Source organism: Amycolatopsis sp. NPDC114505 (assembly GCF_055633615.1).
In genome coordinates this window covers 1,197,583-1,218,268 of the sequence record NZ_JBVKDV010000002.1, presented here as the reverse complement: position 1 = coordinate 1,218,268, position 20,686 = coordinate 1,197,583, and the positions used below count along the sequence as shown (strand labels likewise).

The following is a 20,686-nucleotide window of genomic DNA, read 5'->3' as shown; positions in this document are numbered from 1 at the left end:
GCGTCCGACAGGGGCAAAATCGCTTTTTCTCGCTGTGCCCGAACAAAAGGCGCGGCCGTGACGTGCGTCACCGGACGGCCGGTCACTACACCATCCACATCGGACCTGGGAAGGGAAAGCATGCCGGAATCACGGGAATCCACAGACTTACGCTGATCGGCTTATCCCACTCTGCCACGAACGGTCGCACACCGGGATTGATCACCTTGGCGCAGTATTGCCCCGGCCGCGATCTCGCCGTAGCTTCTCCAGCGTTCAGCCGCCTTTTCATTGTCGCGTCCGAAAGAATGGATTCCAGCACGATGACGGATCTCGCGTTGCCGGTGAACGCCGCCCGGAGCAGGGGCATCGGGTTGCTGGAGGAGGCGGTCGAGCGGTGGGCGGCCGACCGCCCGGCGGCCACCGCCTGCTCCGCACCGGACGGCGCGCTCGACTTCGCCGGCCTGGCCGAGCGGACGACGGCGATCGCCGGAGCGCTGGCGGCCGCCGGGGCGGGGCCGGGCACCGCCGTCGCGCTGACCACCGGCCGGTCGCGGCTGGCCGTGGCGAGCCTGCTCGCCGTGTGGCGCCTCGGCGCGACGGCGGTACCGCTGGACGAGCGGCACCCGGCCGCCCGGATCGCCGAGGTGCTCGACGACTCCGGCGTGACGCTGATCCTGGGACAGCGGCCTCCGGGCGCGCCGGCCGACCTGCCCGTGGTCGACCCGGAGAGTGCCCGCGGCGGGCGGTTCGCCGCAGCCACGAGTGAGATCGCCTACCTCATCCACACTTCGGGCAGCGCGGGACGGCCGAAGGGCGTCGAGGTCACCTACGCGGGGCTGGAAACGGCGCTGGGCGCCATGAGCACCCTCCACATCGGACCGGGCGGCTTGGGGATCAACCCGCTTTCGCCCGCGTTCGACGGCTGGCTCTGGTGCGTGCTGCTGCACCTGCTCAACGGGATCGGCACGGCGATCCTCGACCTCGCCGACGACGGCGAGCACGTCGACCTGGCCGGCCGGATCGCCGCGGTCGCGCCGCGCACGGCCAGCCTCACCCCGTCGCTGCTGGCCTCCTGCGCCGACGCGCTCGCCGGGGCCGAGGTCGTGGTGGTCGCCGGGGAACGCTGCCCGCGCGGGCTGCTCGAGGTGCTGCTGGCCCGGCACCGCGTGCTGAACGTCTACGGCCCCACGGAGGCCACGATCGCGGCGACCTGCGCCGACAGCGCCCGCGGCGACGACGTCACGACCATCGGGCGTCCCCTGCCGGGCTATAAGGCCCGGGTGCTCGACGCCGACTTACGGCCGGTCACACGCGGTGAGCTGTGCCTCGGCGGAACCGCGCTCGCCAGGGGCTACCGCGGCGACCCGGAGCTGACGGCACACCGGTTCGTCACCGTCGACGGCGAGCGGCTGTTCCGCACCGGCGACGAGGTCCTCGAACGCCCGGACGGCCAGCTCGAGTTCCTCGGCCGGCTCGACACCCAGGTGAAGGTCCGCGGGTTCCGGATCGAGCTCGGCGAGGTCGAGCGGGTGGTGGAGCAGCTGCCGGCGGTGCTCGCGGTGACGGCATTCGTGCGCACGGCGGGCGGCACCCTCGGCGTCGCCGCGGTACTGGCCGACGGGCACGACCCGGTCGCCGGCGCCCTGCTCGTCCGCGAGCACTGCCGGACGTTCCTGCCGGAGCACATGCTGCCGTCCACAGTGGACTTCGTACCCGCGTTGCCGTACAACGACCGCGGCAAGGTCGATCGGGAGGCGCTGGCCCTGGCCGCCGACGCGGCGCGGCCCACGGGCCGGGCGCCGGAGACTGACCGCGAAATCGAGGTATGCGCGGTTTTCGCGGAGGTGCTGGACCAGCCGGTGTCCGACGTGGCGGCCGACTTCTTCGAGCTAGGCGGGCACTCGCTGCTCGCCGCCCGGATGGTCGCGGCGCTGCGCAAGCGGACGGGGTTGCGGGCGTCGATTCCGCTGCTGCTGGGCAACCCCAATCCGGCGGCGCTGGCCTTGGAGCTGGACCGGCTCGCGGAGGTGCCCGCGTGAGCGGCTGGGTAATCCCGTGGCACCCATCCCCCGCCGGCCGCCCGACCTTGGTCTGCGCGCCGCCCGGGGGCGCCGGGTGCAGTCGTTTCCGCGGCTGGCAAGCCCGCCTCGGACTAGCCGTCTCAGTGGTCGGCATCCAACTTCCCGGGCGAGAGAACCGGTTCGCCGAAGAACACCCGGCGACCTTCGCCGAAGCCGTCGACGCCGTCGCCGCTGACCTCGCCGAACTCCGGGCCGGCGCGCCGCTCGTCATCGTCGGTGAGAGCTTCGGCGGGCTGCTCGCCTATGAGCTCGCGCGGGCGACCGGTCCCGACGCGCTGGTGCTCGCCGCGACCGAGCCCCCCGGCAACCGGTCGGCCGCCGAGCACCTGGTCATCGACGAGCAGATCCTGCGCGACCTGTTCGTCTCCGGCCCGCCCGAGCTCCGTGACCTCGATGAGGACAGCCAGGAGTTCCTGCTCGACGTGCTCCGGCGGGACGACAAGCTCGCCGACACCCACGTCCTCGCCGAGCGGTTCCGGCTGGACTGCCCGATCCACGCCTGGTCCGGCGACCTCGACACCGTCGTGCCCGGGCACCTGCTCGACGGCTGGTCGGGCTACAGCACCGCCGGCACCACCCGGCGGGCCTTCGCCGGCAGCCACACCTTCCTGACCGACCTCGCCGACGAGACCGTGCCCGCACTGGGGAGCCTGCTGTGCTGATGGACCTGACCGACGACCTCAGCTTCGCCGGTACCGAGTTCTGGCCGCACTTCGCGTGGCTGCGCGAGCACGATCCGGTGAGCCGGCACCCCGACGCACACGGCGGCTTCTGGGTCGTCACACGCTATGCCGACGTGCTGTCGGTCTACCGCGACGCCGCCGGGTTCAGCTCCCGGCACGGGATGCGGCTGGGCACCAACCCGACCGCGGTGGACGCCGTGACCGGGCAGATGCTGATCGTCTCCGACCAGCCGGACCACGCGCAGCTGAAAACGGTGCTGGCCAAGGGTTTCTCGCCCGCCGCGATCCCGCACGCGGAGGACCTCGTGCGCACGGTGGTGCGCGGTCTGCTCGACGACGCCCTCGCCGCCGGCGAAGTGGACGTCGTCGAGACCGCGCGCCGGCTGCCGACTCGCGTGGTCTGCGCGCTGATGGGCGTGCCGCGCGAAGAATGGGACTGGCTCGGCGGCACCATGAACGACGCCTTCGAGGGCGAGGACGAACAGAGCAGGCTCGCCGCGCACGCGGAGATCTTCCTGTACTTCTCGGAACTGGTGCTCGACCGCCGGGACCACCCGGGCGACGACTTCGTCAGCCGCATCGCCGCCGACCGGCGGTCCACGGCCGACGGGACGAAACGGCCGTTGACCGACACCGAGATCGTCGTGAACTGCAACGGTGTCCTCGCGGGCGGCAACGAGACCACGCGCTACTCCGCGGCCGGCGCCGTGCTCGCCCTCATCGAGCACCCGGACCAGTGGGCCGCGCTGCGCGCCGACCGCACGCTGCTGCCGGACGCGGTCGAGGAGGTCCTGCGCTGGACCACCCCCGGCGTGCACGTGCTGCGCACCGCGACCGCGCCCACCACGATCGGCGGCGTCGACATCGCCGAGGGCGACCGGGTGACCCTGTGGAACGTCTCGGCCAACCGCGACGACGCCGAGTTCGGCGACGCCGGCCGCTTCCGGGTGGACCGCACGCCCAACCGCCACCTCGCCTTCGGCGGCGGCCGCCACCAGTGCCTGGGGGCGCGCCTGGCCCGGCTCGAACTGACGGTGTTCCTGGAGGAGCTGCTGAACCGGGTGACCGCGGTGGACATCGTGGGCGAGCCCCGCTACACAGCGTCGAACTTCACCTGGGGTGTGCGCGAACTGCCCGTGCGCCTGCACTCCGTCTGAGCGAGATCCACGCCACACGATCGTGGTCGTGACGTTTCCCGGGTGGCCGGGTCCTTCAGGTGTGCAGGCAAGCGGCTTGCACGGCCCACACAGGACACCACCCGAGGAGACGTCATGACGAACACCGCGACCACCAGCCCGGTCAAGACCACGACGCAGCCCGCCGCGACGGTCACGAAGGCCGAGGGCGGCGCGCTGTCCTCCAGCCACGGCGCCACCACCATCGCCGACGTCGTCGTGCAGAAGGTCGCCGGCATCGCCACGCGCGAGGTTCCCGGCGTCCACGCCCTCGGCGGCGGCGCCTCGCGCGCCTTCAACGCCCTGCGCGAGCGCATCCCCGGCGCCACCGCGTCGGCCGGCCAGGGCGTCGCGGTCGAGGTCGGCGAACGCCAGGCCGCGATCGACCTGCAGATCCTCGTCGAATACGGCGTGTCCATCGCCGACCTGGCCGGCTCGGTGCGCCGCAACGTCATCTCCGCGGTCGAGCAGACGACCGGGCTCGAGGTCGTCGAGGTCAACATCAACGTCTCGGACGTCCACATCCCCGGCGACGACGACACCGCCGAGCAGACCGACTCCGGCCGCGTCCGCTGACCTGAGGCGTCGAGATCGACGCCGACCCGCTCGCCGCCGCCGTGCCGGCGCCGCCCCAGGTGGCGGGCCCGCACCGCGGCGAGATCGCCACCGTCGGATCCCCGGCACCGGCGACGCCGCGCGAGCCGCCGCCGGGCGCTCGACCCGCCCGTCCACATCCGCGCCGGCCACCGCGTGAGCCGGCTCCACCGACCCAGCTTGGAGAGACCATGAGCACCACCCACCTCGGTCTGCTGACCGGGCTCGTCCTCGGCGTGGCCGCCGCGTTCGGCGGCTTCGGCGCCTTCCTGCTCGTCCTCGTGCTCGGCGCGCTGGGCCTGCTCGTCGGCCGCTTCCTCGACGGCAAACTGGACCTTTCGGCGCTGTCCGGCCGCGATCGGGGCTGACCCGCCATGACCACCGCGACCAGCACCGACCGCGGCACGCTCACCATCGCCGACACGACCGTCGAGCGGATCGCCGCCCAAGCCGTCACCGAGGTCGACGGCGTCGGCGGCGCCGCCACGCGGCTCCTCGGCGTCGCCGTCGGCGGGGAAGACCCGGACCACAGCGCCAAAGTCGCCGCGAAGGTCACCGGCGGCACCGCGACCCTCTCGGTACGCCTGTCGATCAGCTATCCGCGTTCGGTGCTCAAGACCGGCGACGCCGTCCGTGAGCACCTCACCAACCGGGTGCACGAGCTGACCGGCTTGAGCATCGAGCGCGTCGACATCACCGTGACCGCGCTGCACACCGACGTCACCGAAACGAGGAGGGTCCAGTGAAACGCCGGCCCCGTCGCAGCATCCCCGCCGCACTCACGGCGCTCGTCCTGCTCGGCGCGTGCGTGCTCGCCGCGGTCTCCGCGATCCAGATGATCACCGGGCAACCGCCGTTGATCGGCTACGACAGCGTCGCCGGCTGGTTGCACGGACAGCGGTGGAGCGACCTGATCCCGGCGGTCGCCGGGGGCGTCGCCGCGCTGCTCGGACTCGTCCTGCTCCTCGCCGCGGTACTCCCGGGCAAGCTCACCGTGCTTCCCCTGCAGGGCGAGCTGGAATCAGGAGCGTCCCGGCACAGCTACCGCTCCGCCCTGCGTGCCGCGGCATCCGGCGTCGACGGCGTGTCGGGGACGACGCTGAAGCTCAAGCGCCGCAAGGTAACCGCCCGCGTGCGCACCGAACGCACCACCACCGAAGGTCTCGCCGAGGCCGTCCACGCCGCGATCTCCGAGCGGCTCGCCCGGATCGCCCCCGCCACCGTCCCCGCGGTGCACGTCAAGGTCAAGGCCACCAGGAGCGCATCATGAGCGGTCTCAACCGGGCTCTGCTGGCCCTGATCGGCCTGCTGCTGGTCGCCGCCGGCGGGTTCGCCGTCGCCCTCCACTTCGGCAAGCTGACGGTTCTCGCCCCCGAGACGCCGCTCGTGCCCGGCACCGCGCCGCCACCGACGTGGGTCTGGTACGTCACCGCCGCGGCCGCGGTGCTCCTCGGCCTCGTGCTGCTGCGGTGGCTCGCCGCCCAGCTGAGCCGGAAACCGAAGACCCACACGTGGATCTTCGCCACGGACCCCGGCCGCGGCCGCACCGAACTGCCGGCCGGCACGGCGATCGAGCCGTTCCTCACCGAAGTCCGGACGTACCCCGGCATCCACACGGCGCAGGCGACGCTCGCCGGCACCCGCGAAAACCCCGCGCTGGCCCTGATCGTCCGAGCCGACCAGGACGCCGACCTCACGGCCATCCGCCACCGGCTCGACACCCACGGCCTCCCGCGGCTGCGCCAGGCCGTCGACGTCGACGCCCTGCCGGTGACCGTCGAGTTCCGGTTCACCACGAAGACCGGAGTCCGCGCCCGGTAGCGACTCGCCGAAGCATCACACGTTCGGGGGTACGGAGTCTGTAACACGGCACCGCACGGCGGACGACTCCTGGCCGGAAGAGCCGGTCAGGAGGAACGCCATGGCGGTCGATGTCGGTGCGGGGCGGAACCAGAGCTGCTGGCGGTGTCGCGCGGTCAACCGGCCCGGGGACGGGTTCTGCCAGCAGTGCGGCGCGACCCTGACCCGCCGGGACAACACGACCCGCTACCTGTGCGCCGCCGCGCAGCTCAGTGAGGACTACGCGAACGCGGCGATGCGGGAGTTCCTGGTCGAACCGCTGCGCTCGCTCCCACCCACACCCGGCGTGGACACCGCCGCGGTGCTGCGCGAGGCGGTCGCGTCGCGCACGCGGCGTCGCATCCGCGACGGGGTGCTCCTGGTGCTCCTGCTGGTGCTCCTGTTCGCCGATCCGGTGGTGCTGATGGCCTGGCTCCTGGGCGCCGTCGTGCTGGCGGCGATCCCGGGCCGGTTCCGGGTGCGCGGCATCGGCAACTTCGTCGTGGCGGCGGGATTGCTGGCCGCCGCGGCGATGGTGCTGGGGCTGGAGGTGTTCAGCGGGGTCAGCGACATGGTGTCTTCCGGGAGCTCTTCGAGCTTCAGCTCCTCGCGTCCCCTCACCTCCACGGCCACCGACAGCGCCGTCCAGGTCGTCGTCGTGACCGTCGTGCTGGTTCTGCTGATCGCCGGGGTCCTGCTCACCGACCTGTTCGCCGTGCGGTTCCTGGTCTTGCGCCGCTTCCGCCGCGCCACGTTCGTCGCCGACGGGCGCCGGAGCTCCGCCGAATGGGAACGCCGGCTCCGCGGCCTGGGGCTCGACGCCTTCCACCTGCCGCTGGAGCGCGTGGTCGCCGCCGAGGAAGCCGGCGCCGGCCATGAAACGAGCGCCGATGTGGTGGTGCACCGCGGGTTTTCCCCGTTCGTCGGCGCCGGCGTCCCGGTGCACCGGCAGGTCATCGCCCTGCCGCTCGACTCGTCCGACGACGACGTCGACCCCCGGCACATCAGCGTCACGGAGTTGCAGGACCACGTCGGCGCGGCGATCGAGGCGCTGAAGGAGACGTCGTCGCTCGGACCGGGGCGCCGCCTCGAAAACCTGACTCACCGCGAACAGGTGCTCGTGCCGGCCGACCGGCTGGTCGTCGACCACCGGTCGGTCCCCGAGGTGCTGGCGGACCTCGACCGCGCACCCGCCCGCCGCCTGCCGGTCGAGAAGGCGCGGGCGCTGGCCGACAGCGTCGTCGAATGGGCGCGGTACTACCGGTGCTACCGCGTCGAGTCCTGGGACCGGGACCTGACCACGTCGTGCTACGTGCACGCCGGGACGGACCAGCGGATGTTGTACCTGGAGTGGCAGTTCCTCGCGCTGCTGCCGATCGCCCCGGAGTACCGCGCGATCGACCGGCACCACTCGCTCGCCCGGTCGCTGGGCCACGCCTTCCTGGATCTGTGGCTCCTGCCGGCGACGGTGTTCCGCCGCGGGCTGTCGGTGTTCCGGCCGTTCAAGCCGCTGCGGCAGGACCTGGACGAGGCCGTCCCGGCCAAGTACGGCGCCGACCGCAGCCTGCGCGAGCTGGCCCAGGCCGAGCGCGTGCAGAGCTACTTCCAGGACGTCGACGCCGAACGGTACGTGAAGATCCTGGACGCGACGCTGTTCCGCGCGGTCGGGCAGTACCTCCAGGAGCGCGGCTACTCGGTCGTCGAGTTCATGAAACTGGCCGACCCGGTCGTCAACAGCTACGACATGCGCGGCAGCACGTTCGTCGACTCGGCGGTCGGCACGAACAGCAAGGTGACCACCAGCGGTGCGGCGAAGGGAAAGCAGACCCATGGGTGACCGGTTCGACATGCGGGACGCGCACATCTCCGGCAGCGCCATCGGCAAGAACGCCACGGTCCACAACGACTCGGCGGCGGCCGGCGCGTCGATCCAGGACCTCATCGCGGAGCTGACGCGCTCGCGGGAGGCGATCGCCGCGTCGGCACCGGAGCCCGACCGCGAGGAGGTCCGTCAGGCGCTGGAGAGGATCGAGGCGGAACTGCGGAGCGACGCGCCGCGGGGTGGCCGTCAGCTCGCGCTGGAAGACGGTCACCAGCCTGATCGGCTCGCTGACCGAACCCGCGGCCAAGATCGCGGAGCTGGTGACGAAGCTGTTCGGCTAGGTTCCGTTGGGGTCAGCGGGGTTTGGAGTTGCCGGCCGGGCCGCCGGCGTGGGTCAGCCGGCTGGCGTGGCAGTCCTCGCGGGCGAAGTTCTGCTCGTCGCACCAGGCGTTGGCCGTGTCGGCGTCCGGGAAGACCTTCGCCTCGAGGGTGACCCAGAAGTTCTTGCGCGAGAAGGTCTTGAAGTCACTCGAGTTGACCATGACGGCGTCGGGGAAGCGGGTGCGGAGGGTCTGGAAGTCGGCCATGATCGCCGGGTAGTCGTAGGTGGTGGTGCCGACGACGAGGCCCAGGCCCTTCGAGGACAGCTGCGGAACCCATTTCCCGACCAGGCTTTCGGCGACCGCGCTGTCCTGGGCGACCTGGCGGCGGAGGTCCGCCTCGGTCGCAGTGGTGGTGGCGACTTCCGTCGACGTCAGCGGTTGCGCCGCGGCGGTGGGGATGCTCACCGCCGCCGTGGTGCCCGGCTGAGTGGTGTCCGGTTGCGCGGTGCCGGGTTGCGCGGTGCCGGGTTGCGCGGTGCCGGGTTGCGCGGTGCCGGGTTGCGGGTGAGGGCGAAAGTCGTCACACCGGCCGCGGCGACGACCACGGCCGCGGCGACCACGACGACGGCCGTCCGCTTCGGCCGCGTCGTCTGCCTCGGCGCACCCGGTGCGACGGCGACCGGTTCGTCCCGGGTCTCGGGCGGGAGCACGCTGACAGGAGTGCCGCACGCGCCGCAGAACTTCGCCTGGGAGCCGAGTTCCCGGCCGCATCTCGAGCACGAGTCCATGCCTCGTAGTCCGCGAGCGGCAAGGAGGCGTTACACATCGGCGGCGGTTCTCACCGTCACGGCGGAACGGTCCCCGCCTCACCGGACGTGCCGCACCACCACGCCGATCATCCGCTCCCTTGGCACGAACCCGTAGTGCCGGGAGTCCCAGCTGGTCGGCCGGTTGTCGCCCAGGACGACGGTGCAGCCCGCGGGCACCACCGCTCCGCCCAGCCCGTGCACGTCCGGGTCGGCCCAATCAGGCCGGACACGGTCACCCGCCACCGCCACCACGCGCTTGAGCAGCAGTTGCTCCCCCGTCGACGCTCCGCTCGGCAACGGCGGGTAACGCAGCAGGGCCACCTGACCGCGTCGCGCGCGGCGGGTCCGGCGCACCAGGACCCGGTCGCCGGAACGCAACGCCGGGGCCATGCTCGCACCGTCCACTGTGGTCAGGATCAGCACCCGGCGGGCGATGATGGCGGTCAGGAGCCCGAGGAAGACCAGGATTCTCACGGCACCGCCTGGTAACCGTCGGCCTGCAGGCGGAACAGGCGCGCGTACCCGCCGTCGTCGGCGAGCAGGCTGTCGTGCGTGCCCAGCTCGCTGACCCGGCCGTCCTCGAGCACCGCGATGCGGTCCGCGCCGCGCACCGCGCTCAACCGGTGCGAGATGAGCAGGCTCGTGCGACCCTGCCGGTGCTCGCGGATGCGGGCGTGCACCTCGTGTTCGGCCTCCGGGTCGAGACCGGAGCTCGGCTCGTCGAGGATCATCAGGTCGCGCCCTTCCCGGACAAGGGAACGGGCCAGCGCCAGACGCTGCCACTGGCCGCCGGAGAGCACGACGCCGGTCGAGGTGTCCTCGGTGCCGATCTCGAAGATCCGAGTGAGCGGCGTGTCGTAACCGCGCGGCAGTGCGGCGATCCGGTCGTGCGCGCCCGCCCGGGTCGCCGCGTCCACCAGCCTGGCCCGGTCGTTCATCGCGGACAGCTCGCCGAGCCCGATGTTCTCGGCCGCGGTCATGTCGTAGTTCATGTGGTCCTGGAACACCGCGCTGATCCGGTCGCGCAGCAACGCGGGCGGGATGTCGCGCAGGTCCACGCCGTCCCAGAGGATCCGCCCACGCGTCGGGTCGTACATGCGGCACAACAACTTCACGAGCGTGCTCTTGCCCGCGCCGTTGAGGCCGACCAGCGCGACCGCCGCGCCGTGCGGGATGGTGAGGTTCACCCCGCGCAGCACCCACGGGTGGTCGTCGCTGTAGCGGAACCACACGTCGCGCAGCTCGAGCTCCCGCCGCAACGCGGGCGCCGCGTCACCGGACCCGCTCGGCAGATCGGGTTCCGCGCGGACGACGGCGACGTAGTGCGCGAACGACAGCAGCCGGGCCTGGCCGCCGGCGATCGACGACGCCAGCGTGCCCAGCGCGGCCTGCACCCCGGCGACGGCGGCCACGAACATCGACACGTCCCCGGCGCTGAGCGACCCGTCGCGCGCCGACGTGATCGCCCACCAGAGCCCGGCACCGGCGACTCCCGCGCTCAGCGCCGTCAGCCCGCCCATGGTCCACAGCTCGCGTTCGTCCATGCGGCGCTGGGCGTCGTTGGCGCTGCGGCGCTCGTCCATCATCCGGGCGCGCAGGAACGCCCCGATGCCGAACAGCCGGATCTCGGTCGCGGCGGCGATGCCGGTGAGCAGCTGGCTGTAGAAGAACTCGCGCCGGGCGAACCGCTCGATGCGCCACTCCACCGCGGCGCGGCGCCGGGCCAGCAGCAGTTCGGCGAGCAACGCGGGGATCGCGGCGGCCAGCACGACACCGGCCATCGCCGGGCTCAGGAGGAGCAGCGAGCCGAGGAAGCCGGCCAGCGAGAGCGTCCCGCTGAGCGTGCCGCCGACGCCGTCGACGATCTCCGGCATCCGGCCGCAGCTCTCCTGGGCCAGCCGCAGCCGGTCCTGGTAGGCGGGGTTCTCGAAGGTGCGCAACCCGACCTGACGGCCCAGCGCGTCGAACAGCCCGTCGGTGGCGACCGTGCTCGCCGAGCGGCCGATCTGCGCGCGGACGTAGTGCACCACCAGGGGCAGCGCGGCGAGGGCGAGCCCGGCGAGCACCAGCGCCGCGGCGAGGCCGCCGACCGCGCCGGTGCGCGAGACGAGCCGGTCGAGGACCAGCTTGGTCAGCCAGGCGGTGGCGATCGGCGCGGTGGCCGCGGCCGCCGTCATGACCAGGAGCCCCACCAGCCGCGCCCGGCCGGAACGCCACAGCAGCACGGCGGCGGCCGCACCCGCCGCCCGCACCTGGTCCGCGCCGATCCGCCGGTCCGGTTCGCGCACCGGTCAGCGCCCGGCGGGCACGGGCAGCTCGTGCACGCGGCCCGCGGTCGCGACCACCCGCCCGTCGGCGACCACGTACAGCGCGGGGGTCCAGGTGTTGCGGAACGCGGCGGCGACCGGGCCGCCGTCGAGGTCCGCCGCCACCACCCGCGCGACGTCGGTGAGTGCGCGCACGGTGTCCGGGTCGTCGCCGCCGACGACGGCGAGGACGTTGTCGCGGCCCTGTTCGCGTGCGTAGGCGAGGAAGTCCGGCAGGGTGTCGTGGCAGGCGGCGCAGTCGGCGGAGAAGAACGCCACCGTGCCTTGCAGCGCAGCGGTGCTGACCGGTTCGCCGTCGGTGGTGGTGGCGGTGAACTCGCCGATGGCGGAGCCGGAGCGCAGCGCGAACATCGCCCCGGGCCGGTGCTCGGTCTGTGCCCGCATCCGGCGCAGGATCCCGACGGTCAGGAGCAGGTTCAGCAGGCACAACAGGCCGAGCAGCACCAGGGCGGCGACGACGAAGGGCATCAGGAACTCCTTGCGAACACGACGGCGATGTCATCCATCGCGAGGACGAATACGGCCACCACCACGCCCGCCGTCACCGCGACGGCGGCTCCGGCGAGGGACGGCAGGTGCGCCGGCCCGAGCGCGCCGAGGACGGCGAAGCAGACCAGCACGGCGTTGCGGGCCAGGTGACGCGGGCCGACCGGCGTCTCGGCCGCGCCGAAGCAGCGGCACGGCGCCCGCTGCCCGCGGCGAAGCGAAGCGGCGATGGCGGCGGTGAAGGCCAGCAGCAAGCCGGTTGCGAGGACGAACCCCGCCGTCGCGACGGCGGGCACGACCACGAGGACCGCGATGCTCCCTTCGGCGGCCACGACGGCCACCGCCACCGGCGGGACCCACCTCGCGGGCATCGGCACCAGCACGGGCACCGACCGCGCGAACCCGCGGAAGTCCCGCAGCTTCGACACCGCCGAGACGGCGAACACCACCGCGATCAGCGCCGCGCAGGACGCCCGGAGGTACTCCATGTCACTCCATCCCGGCCGGGCGGTGGCCACGGGACTTCCCGCGGACACCGCCCGGCAGGCTCGGGACCGGTGGTCAGCAGGTGCTGCGGACCTTGGACCACTCGCAGCCGGTCTGCGGGCAGCAGAACCGGTACCAGTAGCCGGGGTGGCCGGCGGAGTTGCAGAAGTAGCCGCCAGCGCAGGCGGAGGCTTCGGCGGTGGGCACGATCCGGGCCAGCACGCGGTCGATCAGGCGCCCCATGGTTTCTCCCTTCGACGGTGGATGTCCACGGTGCGGGAAGCGTTTCCGCGTTCCCGCACCGGCTGCGAGCATCGCGGTCGGCGACGTCCCCGGGCAGCAATCCCGGACGAACCCGGACGCCGCCACCGGGGCACCCGGCTCGCGGGTCCGGGGTTCGCCGGCCGCGGCCCGGCACCCGACTCGCGCGCGACACCGGCACCGGCTCGCGCGCCCGAAGTTCACCGACAGCGGCCCGGCTGACCCGGCACGCGCGACACCGGCACCCGACTCGCGTGCCCAAAGTTCACGACAGCCCGGCACCCGACTCGCGCCCGAAGTTCACCGACAGCCCGGTGCCCGGGAGCCGGGCCTGCTCGGCACGGGCGACACCGGCATCCGGCCCGCGCGCCCGAAGTTCACCGACAGCAGCCCGGCACCCGGCTCGCGCGTCCGACGTTCACCGACAGCCCGGCGCCCGACAGCGGCCCGGCTGACTCGGCACGCGCGACACCTGCACCTCACCCACCGGCCGCGACCGACCACCCGGCACCCGCGGTGATCTCAGCCGGTTCCGGCAAGCCCAGCTCACGGTGGTGATCGCGAGCTTCCAGCCAGTGGTCGCGGGCGCGTCCCGGGTCGCCGAGCGCGGTCAGGGCCCGGGCGAGGCCGGTGTGCGCGCGGGCCGCGTGGTGCATGACGCCGAGGTCCGCCGCCATCGCGAGCGCGCACTCGTACGTCGTCCGGGCGGGGGCCGTGCGGCCGAGTTCCAAAGACGCGTCCGCGAGGCACAGCAGGGCTTCCAGGTGGAGGTCGCGGTCGCCCGCCTGCTCGGCGATCGCCGTCGCGCGGCGGAAGTAACCGCAGGCCTCCGCGCGCCGGCCGGACCGCAGGTGCGTGTCGCCGATGTTGAGCAGGGTGCGGCCCGTGTCGGACAGGTCGCCGGTCTCCTGGTCGATGGCGAGCGCCTTCACGTGGATCTCCAGCGCCTCGGCGTACCAGCCCAGCCGGCCGTAGACGTAACCGAGGTTGGTCAGCGCGGTGCGTTCGGCCGACCGGTCGCGGACCGCGCGGGCCAGGGTCAGCGCCTCCCGCAGGAACCCCGCCGAGCGCACGAAGTCGGCGTTCCACGACGCGATCGCGCCCAGCGTGCCGAGCGCCCGGCACTCGCCCTCGCGGTCGTCCGCGCCGCGGAAGCAGTCCAGCGCCTGTTCGGCGTGCCGCGTCGCCACCTCGTAGCGGCCGACCTGGCTGTGGGTGGCCGCGAGGCTCACCAGCGCGTGCCCGCGGGCGACCGGGTCCGCCGACTCCGTCGCGCTCGTGTGCAGGACCAGCGCCTCCCGGATGTAACCGCCGGTCTGCAGGTACCGGAACAGGATCCGCGAGAGCAGCCCGGCGTGGCCCGACCGCACCCCGTGGACGCCGGCGCTGACCAGGTTCGCCCGTTCGGCGTCCAGCCACGCGGCCGCCAGCTCGCGGTCGGTCAGCGGCGGGATCGGCAAGCCGGGGTCGGGGACCTGCGGCCGGTGGCCACGCACGCGCGGCGCGTAGTGGTCCATCGCGGTCGCGGTGGCGAACGTGTAGTAGTCGAGCAGGCCGGACAGCGCGGCCCGCCGGCCGGCGGAGACGTCCTCGTCCTCGGCCCGGGCCATCCCGAACGCGCGGATGAGGTCGTGCAGCTCGAACCGGTCCCCCTCGCCGCGCCGCACCAGGCTCGCGGCGACGAGCCGGTCCGCGGTCCGGGTCGCCTCGGCCAGGCCCGTCCCGGCGAGCGCGGCGATGCCGTAGGCGTCCAGGTCCGTGCCCGGGTGCAGGGCGAGCAGCCGCAAGGCGCGCCGTTCCGGTTCGCCGAGCTGGTCGTAGGACAGGCTGATGGACGCGTCCACGACGTTGTCCAGGCGCAGGTGCGCGCGCCGCTGCTCGAGCCGCTCCAGGTGGTCGGCGAGCAGCCACGACCGGTGCGCGGGCGCGGTCATCCGCAACGCGGCGAGGGTCAGCGCGAGCGGCAGGTTGCCCAGCTCGGCGGTGATCCGCCGGGCCACGTCGAGCTCCTGGTCGACCCTCTCGACGCCGACGGTGCGCCGCAGGTAGGCCAGCGCGTCGTCCGGGCTCAGCGTGTCCAGCCGCACGTGCGCCGCGCCGGTCAGCCCGGAGAGCGCGGTGCGGCTCGTGACGAGCACCGGCCCGCCCCGCTCGTCGGGCAGCAGCGGCCGGACCTGGTCCTCGCCGCGCGCGTCGTCGAGGACGACCAGCAGGCGCCGCCCGGCCGAACGCTCCCGGTACGCCCGCTGCTTGCCCGCCAGGTCGGCGGGGACCGCGTGCCCGGGCACGCCGAGCAGCCGCAGGAACGAGTCGAGCACCGCGCCGGGATCCACCGGCGGCCGGCCGGGATCGGGGTGGAACCCGCGCAGGTTCACGAAGAGCGCGTTGTCGAACCGGCCCGTGCGCAGCAGCTCGTGGCCGACGTGCACGGCCAGCCCGGTCTTGCCGACCCCGGCCATGCCCGCGATGGCCGACACGTGCCCGCCCGCGGCGTCGCCGAGCACCGCGCACAGCCCCGCGAGGTCCGCCCGGCGCCCGGTGAAGTGCGGGATCGCCTCGGGCAGGCCGAGCTGAGCCTGCACGAAGGTCGCCGCCTCCGCGCGGCTGCGGACGACCCGCAGCATGTCCTGCCAGCCGGCGACATAACCCGGATCCGGGTGCAGCACCTCGACCACGGCCAGCAGGAGATCGGTGTTGGGCCGGGCCCGGCCGACCTTGAAGCAGTCGGCGACGGTCGTCCGGGCGGTGCGCTCCCCGGGCGGCCGCCCGGCGGCGGTCCAGAGCCGGTTGACCCGCTCGGCGATGTGCGCGTAGGAAGGGCCGCCCGCCCAGGCTTTGAGCAGCCGCAACTGCGCGATGAGCTCGGCCAGCGTACCCGCGCGGCCGGGATCGGGTGGTTCGGTGAACGCCATGTCGCCATGGTGGCCGCGATCCGCGGTCAGGGGGCGCGGTTTACCCTTCTCCGCGACCGTCCGAATAGGCCTCGGCGTTCCCGCATTCCGCCGTGATCCCGGCCGTCGCCCGCGCGGCGGCGAAGAAGCCGTCGGCCAGCGGCGAGGTGCGTGACGCCGCCACCGCGAGGCACACCTGGCCGGGCGCGAGCTCCGGGATGGGGACGTAGCTGATGTCCGGACGCGAATAGAACACGGTCTCCGAACGCTCCGCGAACGAGATGCCCCGCCCGGCCGCGACGTGCTCGAGCTTCTCCTCCACCCCGCGCACCCGGAGCCCGGAGTCGGGGAACGGGCGGCTGGTGGGCAGCGTGCCCGGGTCGTGCCAGACCAGCGGCTCACCGGCCAGGTCGGCTTCGGTGACCTCCTCCTTGCCGGCCAGCCGGTGGCCCGCGGGCAGCACCACCATGAGCGGCTCGGCGTACAGCGGAGTCACGCGCAGACCGGTCTCGTCGATGGGCAGCCGCACATAGCCGACGTCGACGCGGCCGTCGAGCAGCATCGGCGCCTGGTCGTCCCACTCCATCCGCTGCACGTCCACGACGACGTCCGGATGCCGGGCCTCGAACGCCCGCGCCGCCGGGATGACCGGGATGCCGGCCCGGAAGCCGACCACCAGCCGCCGCCCGCCGCGGGCGGCCACGGAAACCCGGCGGCGGGCGGCGTGCGCGGACGCCAGCAGCGGACCGGCGTCGGCAAGGAGCTGCCGGCCCGCGTCGGTCAGCTCGACGCCGTGGCGGTCCCGGGTGAACAGCGCGGCGCCGAGATCCTGTTCCAGCGCGCGGATCTGGCGGCTGAGCGCCGGCTGCGCGATGTGCAGCTCCTCGGCGGCGCGGCCGAAGTGCAACCGGTCGGCCACGGCGACGAAGTAGCGCAGTTTGCGCAGGTCCAGATCCATGGCGCCTCCCCGATCTGGTGATGCCTTCAGGTTATCACCGCGGCCGAAACGGGTCTTGGACGCCGATTCGGGCCGATGCCAGCCTGGACAGGTAACCGATCGGAAAGCAGGAAACCCATGAGCAGCGTCAGCATCATCGGCCTGGGAACCATGGCCAGGGCACTGGCCACCCGCGCGGTCGAGGGCGGCAACGCCGTCGAGGTCATCGGCCGCGACCGGGCCAAGGCCGAGGAACTGGCCGCGGCGCTCGGCGGCGGCGCCACGGCCGGGACGTTCGGCACCGCCCCGGCCGGCGACCTCGTCATCCTCGCCGTGCCGTACGCCGGTGTCCTGCCGGTCGTCGCCCGGTACGGGGACGCGCTGGCCGGCAAGGTCGTCATCGACATCTGCAACCCCGTCGCCCCCGATCTCAAGGGCCTCGCCACCCCCGACGGCAGTTCCGCCGCGCAAGAGGTCGCGAAGGCCGTCCCGGCGAGCACGCACGTCGTGAAGGCGTTCAACACCGTCTTCGGCCACATCCTGGCCCCGGGCCGCCGGCTGGACGTCCTGTTCGCCGGCGACGACGCGCGGGCCAAGACGAGCGTGTCGGCGTTCGTCGAGAGCCTCGGGCTGCGTCCGCTGGACGCCGGTGGCCTGGAGATGGCGCGCTGGCTGGAAGGAGCGGGTCTGCTGATGATCAGCCTGGCCAACCACGGCGTGGGGAACTTCGACTTCACCCTCGGCGTCGACGAACCGGGCGCGTTACCTTCACGGCGTTGAGCGCTGCGAGGGCGGGGAGGCCGGATGCGGGTCGGGGTGTTCGTCCTGGCGGGAAGGTTTCCCGGTCAGGACGACGGAATGGCGCTGCGCCGGGCCCGCGACACAGTGGCGTGCGCGGAGACCGCGGGCTTCGACGACGCCTGGATCGCGGAGCACCACTTCATGTCGTACGGGACGTGCCCGTCGGCGATCACCTTCGCCGCGCACGCGCTGGGGAGCACGTCGCGGATCGCCATCGGTACCGCGGTCAGCGTGCTGTCCACGACGCACCCGGTGCTGCTGGCCGAGCAGGTCGCGTTGCTGGACCAGCTCAGCGACGGAAGGCTCCGGCTCGGCGTCGGCCGGGGCGGGCCGTGGGTGGATCTGGAGGTGTTCGGCACCGGCCTCGCCCGCTACGAGGAAGGCTTCGCCGAAAGCCTCGACCTCTTGCTCGAATCCCTGACACGGCAACGGATCGCGGCGACCGGGAACCATTTCGCGTTCCGCGAGGTGTCCATGGTGCCGAGGCCGCTGACCCGGCCGCACCCGCCCGTGGTGGTGGCCTGCACGTCGGCCGCGACAGCCGAACTGGCCGCGGCCCGCAGGCTGCCGATGCTGCTGGGCCTGCAGATGAGCGACAGCGAGAAGGCGGCAATGGTCGAGCACTACGCCCAGGCGGCGCGCACCGCCGGCCACGATCCCGACGGCGTCGGGCATGTTTCGGCCGTGCTCGCCCACGTCGCTGATACCCGCGAGCAGGCGGTGGCGGAGCTGCGGGCGGCAATGCCGGGCTGGCTGGCCGAGGGCCTGGCCGGCTACCAGCCGATCGACGGCCGGGCCCGGTCGCGTCAGGATCCCGAGAGGTACACGGATCTGTTGTGCGGGCTGCATCCCGTGGGCAGCGCGGCCGACTGCGTCGAGCGGCTCGAGCTGGGCGCGGAACGCACGGGTATCGACCATGTGATCGCGTTGGTCGACGGCACCGGCGATCGGAGTCGCACCCTGGCGAACGTCACCCGCCTCGGCGCCGAGGTACTGCCGTACCTACGCGGCTGACGGATCGGTGATGTCCACAGTGACCGTCGACGAGGGAAAACCCACGCAGGCAAGGATGTACCCCTCGGACTTCTGCCCGGCGGTCAAGCAGTTCGGCCCACTCATCGCAACCTCACCACCCCGCAGCTTCACCATGCAGTCCCCACAATTGCCGACCGTGCACGAGTACGGCATCGGCAACCCGGCCGCCAACCCGGCGGCGAGCAGCGTCTGACCCGGCTCGACCACCACCGCCCCGACCTCGTGCGCCCCCTCCTCGACGACCATCCGCTGAGGCGCAGTCACAGCAGCCACCGTGTCCGCCCCACTCGTGTAGCGCTCATGGTGCACCCGCTCCCCCGGTACCCCGCGCTCGGTAAGCACGACCTGGACCGTCTCCATCAACGCCTCCGGTCCGCACAGGTAGTACCGGGCGTCGTCCGATGGGCCCAGCTCGGCCAGCCAACCGTGCACGCCCGCCGCGTCGAGGCGGCCTTGGCGTCGCGTCAGGACGTGCGTGACCGACAACCGGTCCGGGTTCGCGTCTTCCAGCCGCCGGAGTTCGGAAGCGAAGATGACGTCGGCCTCGCTGCGATTGATGTAGAGCAAAGCGATCCGGCCCGCCGGCGCCACCGCGAGCAGCGTGCGGATCACGCTCATCATCGGCGTCACACCGCTGCCCGCGGCGATCAGCACCACGTCGTACCCGGCCGCCGGGTCGGCGTGGAACGATCCGGACGGGCCGCGCACCGACAGCCGGTCGCCCGCGCGCAGGGTGTGGGTCGAGAACCGGCCTCCGTCGACCCGCTTGATCGTGACCTCCAGCCGCGCCGTCCCCGGTGCCGAGGACGCCGAGTACGCGCGCCGCACCGGGCGGCCGTCGATGTCGGCGATCAGCGTGAAGAACTGGCCGGGCCGGAAGTCGAACGCATCCGGGTGCTCGGCGTCTTCCAGCACGAGCGTGACCGCGTCCGCGGTCTCCCGGCGCACCTCCGCGACGCGCACCTCCCGCAAGCCGTTCTCCACCGAGGTTCCGGCCGCCCGCGGCGCGTTGACCTCGACGTCGTCGTAGCCCTCCTTCCGCAGCCCGGACGCGTAGGCGCGGTTCATCACCAGCCGCATGATGCGGCCGAGGCCGGGGATCGCCGAGACGGCCTTGAGCACGCGGGGAAGCAGGCCGCCCTGGGCCTCGGCCATGTTCGCGGCGAGGTGGTCGCCGGCCAGCACCATCAGGTCCGGCACCGTGCCGCGCTCCAGGTGCGCGGCCGGGGTCCACACCCGCGAGCGCACCGCGTCGCTCGCGGTCACCTCGGCGTGGTCGACGTCGATGAGCAGCGCCGCGTGCGGCGGTGTCCCGCGCAACGCCATCGGCACCAGCAACGCGGGGTCGTCCGTGATCGACGCCCGGCCGCTGACGTGCAGCACCCCGGTCCGGCCCGGGACGAGCGCGGCGAAGGACACGCGGTCGTCCTGGAGCACGTTGTGGAGGCTGTCCGCGCGCTTGTTGCCCTTGCGGTCCGGGATCGCCAGCGTCCGGCCGTCGAGGATCCGCGCCACGGTCCGCCGGTCGCCGCGGGGGCTGGTGTCGCCGCCACCCGAACCGTCCCAAGTGGACAGAGCAAGGAACGGCGCGGCGGCGAGGAACTCCGCGACGCCGGGGCCGCGCAGCGGACCGTCGCCGTCGACTTCGGGCACCGGCCCGGCGGGGGCGGGTGGCTGCCACAGCCGTGAGCGGATGACGGCCTGCGCGCAGTGCACGTACGCTTCTTCGACGTCGACGAAGGTCTCGGCCCCCTTCCGCTTGGCCACGGAGCCGTTGACGCGCAACGTTTCCCCGACGCCCGGCAGGAGGAAGACGAACGACACCGGGCCGTGCGCCTCGCCGTCGGGGAGGGCGAAGGAGATCCGCGTGGGCGAGTGGACGCGCACGAAGCCCGGCGCACCGCCGAGGAACGTCGTCCGGCTGACGCCGTGGGCGTCGCGGTAGCCGAAGCCCGCCAGCGGGGAGTGCGCGAGGACGGTCCGGCAGCCCTCGTCCAGGGCGCCGATCTGCTTCAGCATGATCATCGACGGCGGCCGCCCCAGGATCGCCTCGACCTCGCCCGCCGTGGTCAGCAGGCGCTCACCCTGGGTCTTGTTTCCGCTGGTCACTACATTATTATGAGCAATAGCTCAGATATCGGCTACTCGCTTTTG

Annotated in this window: 21 protein-coding genes and 1 pseudogene; 11 read left to right on the top strand and 11 right to left on the bottom strand. The window is 73.1% G+C overall.

The annotated features are described in order from the left end of the window. Window positions 1-287 precede the first annotated feature (287 nt). The 9 genes from ACZ7OU_RS23855 to ACZ7OU_RS23815 all read left to right on the top strand — a co-directional run bounded on the left by ACZ7OU_RS23855 (window position 288) and on the right by ACZ7OU_RS23815 (window position 8,191). A complete protein-coding gene (locus ACZ7OU_RS23855) occupies window positions 288-2,021 on the top strand; it encodes a non-ribosomal peptide synthetase (protein WP_470256736.1) in 1,734 nt (577 codons plus the stop codon). Beyond that, complete coding sequence (locus ACZ7OU_RS23850; protein WP_470256735.1) at window positions 2,018-2,725, top strand: thioesterase II family protein; 708 nt, start codon at window positions 2,018-2,020, stop codon at window positions 2,723-2,725. Before ACZ7OU_RS23855 ends, ACZ7OU_RS23850 begins: the two co-directional genes overlap by 4 nt. Beyond that, complete coding sequence (locus ACZ7OU_RS23845; RefSeq protein WP_470257648.1) at window positions 2,725-3,903, top strand: cytochrome P450; 1,179 nt, start codon at window positions 2,725-2,727, stop codon at window positions 3,901-3,903. The genes ACZ7OU_RS23850 and ACZ7OU_RS23845 overlap by 1 nt, the downstream gene beginning before the upstream one ends. A gap of 114 nt (window positions 3,904-4,017) precedes the next feature. Then, window positions 4,018-4,497, top strand: coding sequence for an Asp23/Gls24 family envelope stress response protein (locus ACZ7OU_RS23840; protein WP_470237892.1), 480 nt, complete (start codon window positions 4,018-4,020; stop codon window positions 4,495-4,497). A 209-nt stretch (window positions 4,498-4,706) separates the two neighbouring features. After that, window positions 4,707-4,883 carry a hypothetical protein gene (locus ACZ7OU_RS23835; RefSeq protein WP_470237893.1) on the top strand — a complete coding sequence of 59 codons (177 nt, stop codon included), beginning with the start codon at window positions 4,707-4,709 and terminating at the stop codon, window positions 4,881-4,883. A gap of 6 nt (window positions 4,884-4,889) precedes the next feature. Continuing rightward, complete coding sequence (locus tag ACZ7OU_RS23830; RefSeq protein ID WP_470256734.1) at window positions 4,890-5,261, top strand: Asp23/Gls24 family envelope stress response protein; 372 nt, start codon at window positions 4,890-4,892, stop codon at window positions 5,259-5,261. Then, window positions 5,258-5,785, top strand: coding sequence for a DUF6286 domain-containing protein (locus ACZ7OU_RS23825; RefSeq protein WP_470256733.1), 528 nt, complete (start codon window positions 5,258-5,260; stop codon window positions 5,783-5,785). Before ACZ7OU_RS23830 ends, ACZ7OU_RS23825 begins: the two co-directional genes overlap by 4 nt. Continuing rightward, on the top strand, window positions 5,782-6,336 hold the full coding sequence (locus ACZ7OU_RS23820; protein WP_470256732.1) for an alkaline shock response membrane anchor protein AmaP: 555 nt from the start codon (window positions 5,782-5,784) through the stop codon (window positions 6,334-6,336). Before ACZ7OU_RS23825 ends, ACZ7OU_RS23820 begins: the two co-directional genes overlap by 4 nt. A gap of 100 nt (window positions 6,337-6,436) precedes the next feature. Continuing rightward, window positions 6,437-8,191, top strand: coding sequence for a hypothetical protein (locus ACZ7OU_RS23815; RefSeq protein ID WP_470256731.1), 1,755 nt, complete (start codon window positions 6,437-6,439; stop codon window positions 8,189-8,191). 338 nt (window positions 8,192-8,529) lie between these two features. On the opposite strand, the gene ACZ7OU_RS23810 is transcribed toward ACZ7OU_RS23815, so the two are convergent. From ACZ7OU_RS23810 to ACZ7OU_RS23765, 10 genes and pseudogenes are all read right to left on the bottom strand, one after another. Continuing rightward, window positions 8,530-8,964, bottom strand: a complete 435-nt coding sequence (locus tag ACZ7OU_RS23810) for a zinc ribbon domain-containing protein (RefSeq protein WP_470256730.1) — start codon at window positions 8,962-8,964, stop codon at window positions 8,530-8,532. After that, window positions 8,961-9,209, bottom strand: a complete 249-nt coding sequence (locus ACZ7OU_RS23805; protein WP_470257670.1) for a hypothetical protein — start codon at window positions 9,207-9,209, stop codon at window positions 8,961-8,963. Before ACZ7OU_RS23805 ends, ACZ7OU_RS23810 begins: the two co-directional genes overlap by 4 nt. A gap of 33 nt (window positions 9,210-9,242) precedes the next feature. Continuing rightward, window positions 9,243-9,287: pseudogene (locus ACZ7OU_RS23800) on the bottom strand (hypothetical protein); the annotation flags it as partial. Window positions 9,288-9,365: 78 nt separating this feature from the next. After that, a complete protein-coding gene (locus tag ACZ7OU_RS23795; RefSeq protein ID WP_470256729.1) occupies window positions 9,366-9,782 on the bottom strand; it encodes a S26 family signal peptidase in 417 nt (138 codons plus the stop codon). Continuing rightward, window positions 9,779-11,596 carry an ABC transporter ATP-binding protein gene (locus ACZ7OU_RS23790; protein WP_470237901.1) on the bottom strand — a complete coding sequence of 606 codons (1,818 nt, stop codon included), beginning with the start codon at window positions 11,594-11,596 and terminating at the stop codon, window positions 9,779-9,781. Before ACZ7OU_RS23790 ends, ACZ7OU_RS23795 begins: the two co-directional genes overlap by 4 nt. Before the next feature lie 3 nt (window positions 11,597-11,599). Beyond that, window positions 11,600-12,103, bottom strand: coding sequence for a TlpA disulfide reductase family protein (locus ACZ7OU_RS23785; RefSeq protein ID WP_470256728.1), 504 nt, complete (start codon window positions 12,101-12,103; stop codon window positions 11,600-11,602). Next, window positions 12,103-12,609, bottom strand: coding sequence for a MauE/DoxX family redox-associated membrane protein (locus ACZ7OU_RS23780; protein ID WP_470256727.1), 507 nt, complete (start codon window positions 12,607-12,609; stop codon window positions 12,103-12,105). Before ACZ7OU_RS23780 ends, ACZ7OU_RS23785 begins: the two co-directional genes overlap by 1 nt. Before the next feature lie 73 nt (window positions 12,610-12,682). Next, entirely contained in the window at window positions 12,683-12,850 is a 168-nt protein-coding gene (locus tag ACZ7OU_RS23775) for a hypothetical protein (RefSeq protein WP_470237904.1), read from the bottom strand. Between the two features lie 497 nt (window positions 12,851-13,347). After that, a complete protein-coding gene (locus tag ACZ7OU_RS23770) occupies window positions 13,348-15,780 on the bottom strand; it encodes a tetratricopeptide repeat protein (RefSeq protein ID WP_470256726.1) in 2,433 nt (810 codons plus the stop codon). Between the two features lie 40 nt (window positions 15,781-15,820). After that, the gene (locus ACZ7OU_RS23765) at window positions 15,821-16,717 is read right to left on the bottom strand and encodes a LysR family transcriptional regulator (protein WP_470256725.1); all 897 of its coding nucleotides are present in this window, start codon (window positions 16,715-16,717) and stop codon (window positions 15,821-15,823) included. 117 nt (window positions 16,718-16,834) lie between these two features. On the opposite strand from ACZ7OU_RS23765, the gene ACZ7OU_RS23760 reads away from it, so the two are divergent. Both ACZ7OU_RS23760 and ACZ7OU_RS23755 read left to right on the top strand, forming a co-directional pair. Next, window positions 16,835-17,476 carry an NADPH-dependent F420 reductase gene (locus tag ACZ7OU_RS23760; RefSeq protein WP_470256724.1) on the top strand — a complete coding sequence of 214 codons (642 nt, stop codon included), beginning with the start codon at window positions 16,835-16,837 and terminating at the stop codon, window positions 17,474-17,476. A 24-nt stretch (window positions 17,477-17,500) separates the two neighbouring features. Further along, on the top strand, window positions 17,501-18,511 hold the full coding sequence (locus tag ACZ7OU_RS23755; RefSeq protein ID WP_470256723.1) for an LLM class flavin-dependent oxidoreductase: 1,011 nt from the start codon (window positions 17,501-17,503) through the stop codon (window positions 18,509-18,511). Here the strand turns inward: ACZ7OU_RS23755 and ACZ7OU_RS23750 are convergent. Then, window positions 18,500-20,641: a 2Fe-2S iron-sulfur cluster-binding protein gene (locus ACZ7OU_RS23750; RefSeq protein ID WP_470256722.1), complete on the bottom strand. Its 2,142-nt coding sequence runs from the start codon at window positions 20,639-20,641 to the stop codon at window positions 18,500-18,502. The genes ACZ7OU_RS23755 and ACZ7OU_RS23750 overlap by 12 nt on opposite strands. Window positions 20,642-20,686: the final 45 nt, after the last annotated feature.